The organism is Pedobacter polysacchareus, from assembly GCF_019802255.1.
In the GTDB taxonomy this organism is placed as follows: Bacteria; Bacteroidota; Bacteroidia; order Sphingobacteriales; family Sphingobacteriaceae; genus Pedobacter; species Pedobacter polysacchareus.
In genome coordinates this window covers 513,124-519,232 of record NZ_JAHYSS010000001.1, presented here as the reverse complement: position 1 = coordinate 519,232, position 6,109 = coordinate 513,124, and the positions used below count along the sequence as shown (strand labels likewise).

Here is a 6,109-nt window from a genome sequence, read left to right as displayed (position 1 = left end):
TTGTTAATGCCGGGCTTGTTATGGTTATTCTTTATTAAGCAGTATGAGTTATGGTGGATATGGGGCCTTTTTTTGAGGAGCCAAGAAACATGTAATAAAACCTGTTAATTCCAAAAAATTATATTTAATTGCGTTACATTTAACACGAACATTAATATTTTACTGGAGAAACGAGTGTATTAAATTTCCTGGTTTTTCCAGCAACAGGAATACCTCTTCCAAAATCTTTTTTATGAAAACCTTAATTTTTACAAATAGCGCTTTATACTTAAATACCGCTTTAAGCATTCACGAACATTGCGATGTTGCAGGACTTGTTGTTCCTGAGGAACTAAACTATGAGCTGTTGGGCACGATTGCTTATGCAGAAAGCAGAGGAATTCCTTTGTTAAAAATTGCTAAATCTGATCTTGAACAAGGTGGCAAAGTAGCCTCCTGGATACAGGAATTAAAGGTTGAAGCAGTGCTTGTATTGACTTTCCCATGGATGATTCCAGAACACTTGTTAAAATCAACTGAGAAAGGATTCTTCAATGTACACTTCAGCAAACTTCCTTCTTATAAGGGATCGGCTCCATTGTTCTGGCAGCTGAAAAATGGAGATAAAGAAACCGGTTTAACCGTTCATAGAATGACGACCAATGTAGACAGTGGTCCGATGGTGTTCAGACAGGAATTACAATTGTATCCTGGAGAAAATTATGGTCTTGCTAAAGCCCGTTTAACGGCTCTACTTGGTGAAAGTATGCCTCAAATCCTAGAAAGAATTAAAGCAGAACAATACCTATATGTTGGTGATGAAGATATCGAAAGTTCTTTCGGTGTTCCGGAAGTAAATGACCTGACGATCAACTGGGATACACATACGGCTATAGAAATTGAAAATATTGTAAATGCTTCCAACCCGCTGTACCAAGGTGCAATTACCTATATCGGCGGACAACAAGTAAGAATTTTTGAAGTGACTTCCGTTACCGGTGAATTTGATCCAGGAACAGTAGCGCCAGGAACAGTTTTTCACATCGAGCCAGAACATGGTCCGATGATATTAACTTCCGACAAATCATTGCTGCTATTGAATGTTGTAGGAACTATGGAAGGAATTTTTAGTGGAAAGAAAATGTGTGCAATAGGCCTGAAAGTTGGTGATCAATTCATTACTTTAAGCTAAAACACATCCATTGGTCTGGTTTTACAGAATGAAGGATACCTTATTTAATCCTAAAATCTGAAGAAAACTCACAATCCCACATTTGTTATTCACAACAGAATAAACTCACAAAAGGCTGAATTACTGAAAATTAACACCGTTACCCCCATAGTTATCCACAATATTTGTGGATAACTATGGGTCAGTTAACAGACAGCCTTGGCTTATCAACATTTAAATGGAATATGGCTTCTAAACAGCTTTAATAATTACCAGGAGCTGTCAATAAAGTCAAATCCGCCAGGTAAAATCTGTTTTAAATAGTTAAGGCCATCCAAGTTGTAAACATCCTCACATAAACTATCCAATTAGCAATCAATTAAGGATAACACCCCCGCATAAACTATCCAAATAGCAATCAATTAAGGATAACACACCCTGCATAAACTATCCAATTAGCAATCAACTAAGGATAACACACCCTGCATAAACTATCCAAATAGCAATCAACTAAGGATAACACTCCCCGCATAAACTATCCAAATAGCAATCAATTAAGGATAACACACCCTGCATAAACTATCCAATTAGCAATCAACTAAGGATAACACACCCCGCATAAACTATCCAATTAGCAATCAACTAAGGATAACACTCCCCGCATAAACTATCCAATTAGCAATCAACTAAGGATCTCCCCTTAACAAACTACCTTCCCTTTCCCTATTTAAATTAAGCCGCAAATCTATCTCCACCTTCCCGGTTTTGAAGCCAACCGGACCTTAATCTAAAAACTCGTGTTAACCTGTAAATTCCTAGGAGGATTTTTATTGCTCCCCTCAAAGGGAGCAATGAACATCTTCCAGAATTGAAAGGTTCAACACGAGTTTTTAACGAAGGAAGCGGGTCAGAGGAAGAGAGGTTAAGGCGCGATCGCTCCAAGCATTTCTTCCTGGCGTTTCAAGACTTCTTGTCCGCGGAACCGTCTTCTGATATTCACCAACCTTCTAAAGTCGACTGGCACAAATCTATAGCTCATCACGAATAACAACACTAGTCCTCCGCCAATCACAATCCATCCAAAAATCTCTTTTGCTGCAGCCATAGTCGCTTGTAACTGCACCGTACCCCAGACACTGGAAACTGCCAGCGACTGTGCCACTTCCAGGCTTTTCCCTTGCGACATTGCGCCTTGAACCAGCGGACTTAATCGCCCGCTGAGCAAAGGATCATTGGCATCCATGTGCTGCACAAGGAATGCTGTATGTTTCAATTGACCTGCATACAGCTCATAAGAATACACGGAACTCCAAAAAGCGGGACCGATAAATGACCTGAAAAGAATCAATATAGAGACCGCAGCCAGCAGTTCTGTCAGCGTCAGCTTATCCGCGCAATACACGCCAATGGAAATGTATAAAATCGTTAGGCCTAATCCTTTCAGGAACAATGGAAAAGCCAGGTCATGTATTTCAATTACTGGACTAAAAAGAAAAAACAAGATCAGGTGGTAAAGGATGAAAGCGGTAAATCCGCAGAGCACCAATCCTTTCAGGCTCCATTTTCTTTTGAACCATACGAAGCAGAAGAAGCCCCCAGCAACAGCTCCTAATGCCATCATCAGGTTGATTTCTGCATTGCTGAGCGCGCTATATTTTAGCACTCCGGTAGTGAAAGCACTTTGTACCCCACTGCTGGCAAAGAAAATCCCCATGAGAAATATAAGTACCAGCGACATCCACACACTTTTTCTTTTGAAAACCTCCAGACTCAAAAATGGTCTTTTCAGTATCATTTGGCGCTGAATAAACCAGATGGCCAGTAAGGCAGAGCCAAAAAGGGAGTATTTGATGCTTTGGTTGTTCCACCAATCCAGGATTCTTCCATAGGAAAGCACGTAGTTAAGGAGCATCATGGAAGTTAAGATCAATACAAAACTTAGCCAATCGACCTGGTAAAAAGGGACTTTTTTCGATCCTCTATAATTGTGTCCAAAAATCAATACCAGGAGTAAGCAGAACAGCAAGATCACAATGGTATAATAATATACCGCATGCCAGCTGTATTCAAATGATAGTTTTGTGGCGTAATAGCTGGCTATTTGCGCCAAAGCAATGGAAAGCGGATAAAATACGGAGTAAAACTTCGGCCTATCGCCGGTTGGGCTGATGATGAACATGATGGGTAGAATTACTTCCATCATTGCGAATGCCTTAATCATCCCCATCACCATATTTGCGCCGATTAATACCCAGGCATGATCTGTTGTTGCGCAGACATAGCTCAGCAAAATCAGACTGCTGAGGGTCAGGATTAAGATATATCTGGATCTAAAAAACTGTTTTGTACGCAAGGCCAGTGGAAAAACAAGTGCCATTCCAATTGCAGAGGCATAACTGGCCATCATCAGATCTTCTGTCATCATCCCCTGACTGCCCAGCATATCGCCGATATTTGTACTGTACACGCCACTGATTCCCAGGATTGGAATGGTCAGCAAAATGATCAGTAAAAGCTGCACGGGTTTGGGCACCCAATCATGAAATAATCCTAATTTATAGGTCTGCATATTAGATAGATTCTACTTCTACGTTCATGCCGGCTCTTAATAACTTTAGATCTTCTGGCTTGTTATCCACACTGAATTCAATTCGTATCGGTATGCGTTGCTGCACTTTAACAAAGTTACCCGTAGAGTTATCCACAGGAACTGTTGATAACTTTGCGCCAGTCGCCTGAGAAATTGCAGTGATTTTCGCCTTGTAAGACTTGCTTCCTAAAGCATCCACTTTCACCAACACTTCTTGTCCAACATGGATGCCATTCAGCTGCTTTTCGCGGTAATTGGCCACTACCCATTTCAGCTCTCCGCTGACAAAGGAAAGGAGCGATTGTCCGGCCTGGATCAGCTGACCTTCCTGCAAAGTTCTTCTCGCCACTACCCCGTCATACGGTGCGGTAATTACGGTATAGGAAAGATTGAGCTTTGCCATATCCAATGCCGCTTTGCTGCGTTTCAGCTCAGCTTCATTGACACCGATTCTGGAACCTGCTTCTACTGCCGACAATTCCGTTGTTCCTTTTTGATGTTTCAAGGCCTGATATTGTGCTTTTAAAGCCTCATATTCCGTTTGCACCTGTTCATATTGCTGCTGTGTCACGACTTCATCTTTCAACAAAGCGGCGTAACGTTTATAGTTTTTCTCCGCGTTTAGCAACCTTGCTCCGGTTGCTGCAATATTAGATTCGGATACCGCGACGTTATTTTTCACCGTATTTACCCCCGAAGAAGTCACATTTCTGGCCGCTTGCGCAGTCATATAAGCCGCTTCGGCCTGTGCCAGGGCTATTTTCAATTCCCTATCGTCTATCACGACCAGGGTGTCTCCTTTTTTTACTGCTTGGTGCTCTATGAAATAGATCTTTTTGATGTATCCAGCCACCCGCGTATTGATGGGTGTAATGAATTCTTCGATCTGCGCATCGTTCGTATATTCCGATTGATCGAGTTTGAAATAAATGACGCCGGCCCAGATCAATCCGCCGCTAACCATCAGGATAAGCAGGGCATTGATGATGCTGAAATGTTTTTTATGTAATGGTTTCTTTTGATGTGACATGTGCTGATAAATGAGAATTAATTTAAGCTTCCAGTTGTTTTTTGTAATTGATAATAGGTGTAGATGATGCTGATTTCAGCATTTTTCTGCTGCAGTTCTGCTTCTAACCTCACATTTGTGGCATCCATCAGGTCTGTTAACAGGGCCATCTGGTTCAGGTATTTCTTTTCCACGATCCTGAAGTTTTCCGTAGCCAGCTGCAGACTTTTCTCTGCCGATTGCAGGAGCTGTTTCGCCTCTCTGTGTTTGATAAAGGCCGCTTTAACCGAAATTTCGGTATTTTGTCTCAGCTGCTCTGCCATCGCCAATTGCTGCGATTGCTGTGTTTTAGCAAGGCTGATATTCTTTGGCGCATTGTACAGCGAAGAGATATTGAATGATACCCCTACCCCGGCCTGCCAGCCATTGCTATACATATCTCTTGCAGGCATAGAGGTAGTTAATGGCCTGACCATCGAGTTTCCAGCATTCAAATTTATGCTGGGCAAACGATCGGCCTTTGCCAAGGCCACATTACGCTCAGCAATGCGGTTACTCAGTTCGGCAGAACGTAATTCCGGATATTGCTGATAAGCGAGGTCTAAATACTCCTGAAGGCCGTTTGCATTCGGTTTATTACTTAATATAGTGGTATCAGGCAGGATATAAACCTGATCTGACAAGCCTAAAGCGATACTCAACTGCTGACTCAATATATCGATGTTGTTGTTGAGCTGCTGTACTGCGGTACCTAAATTGGTTATCAGTAATTCATTTCTGATGACATCATTTTTGGTGACCATCCCACTTTTATACATCTTATTGATGTTGAAAAGTCTCAATTGAGCCAATCTGATATTTTCCTGATATACACCACGCTGGTTGTACATCTTGAACAAGTCGAAATAGTTTCCGGCAAGCAGGATTTTTACGTCCAGGCTGTTTTTCTCATAAGCCAGTCCGGCCAGTTGTTCCTGTAATCCTGCAATGGCGATATTGTTATTGATGGCACCACCTTTAAAGACCGTCTGACTGGCCTGCAGGGCAAAAGAATTTCCGAAATGGGGCATAGGAACTGTCGTTTTTCCAGAGAAATCATTGTTAAAAACTGTGACATCACCAATATAAGAAGCGGTTGCTGCTGCGGTTAACACTGGGTTTCTTTGCGTTTTAGCCACATCGAGGCGCTGCCCGGCGGCGGTCATCCCAATTCTGGAAATTTTTAACTGCTGATTGTTAGTCTCCGCCATTTTAAACAGCTCAGGGATACTTATCTTTTGATAAAGTGTATCCTGTGCTGAGGCGATTTGAGAACTGAATGCTGTAAGTACAGCACTCATAAAAATTATCATATTTTTCA

The 6,109-nt window shown here is 41.9% G+C and carries 4 protein-coding genes; 1 reads left to right on the top strand and 3 read right to left on the bottom strand.

Features of this window, described 5'->3' with window-relative positions:
* Positions 1-232: 232 nt before the first annotated feature.
* The gene (locus K7X70_RS02205) at positions 233-1,171 is read left to right on the top strand and encodes a methionyl-tRNA formyltransferase (protein ID WP_222535519.1); all 939 of its coding nucleotides are present in this window, start codon (positions 233-235) and stop codon (positions 1,169-1,171) included.
* 901 nt (positions 1,172-2,072) lie between these two features.
* Here the strand turns inward: K7X70_RS02205 and K7X70_RS02200 are convergent.
* Genes K7X70_RS02200 through K7X70_RS02190 form a run of 3 tightly spaced genes read right to left on the bottom strand, consistent with a single transcriptional unit; the run spans position 2,073 to position 6,089 of the window.
* Positions 2,073-3,719: an efflux MFS transporter permease gene (locus K7X70_RS02200; protein WP_222535518.1), complete on the bottom strand. Its 1,647-nt coding sequence runs from the start codon at positions 3,717-3,719 to the stop codon at positions 2,073-2,075.
* Position 3,720: 1 nt separating this feature from the next.
* On the bottom strand, positions 3,721-4,770 hold the full coding sequence (locus K7X70_RS02195; RefSeq protein ID WP_222535517.1) for an HlyD family secretion protein: 1,050 nt from the start codon (positions 4,768-4,770) through the stop codon (positions 3,721-3,723).
* A gap of 17 nt (positions 4,771-4,787) precedes the next feature.
* On the bottom strand, positions 4,788-6,089 hold the full coding sequence (locus K7X70_RS02190; RefSeq protein ID WP_222535516.1) for a TolC family protein: 1,302 nt from the start codon (positions 6,087-6,089) through the stop codon (positions 4,788-4,790).
* Positions 6,090-6,109: the final 20 nt, after the last annotated feature.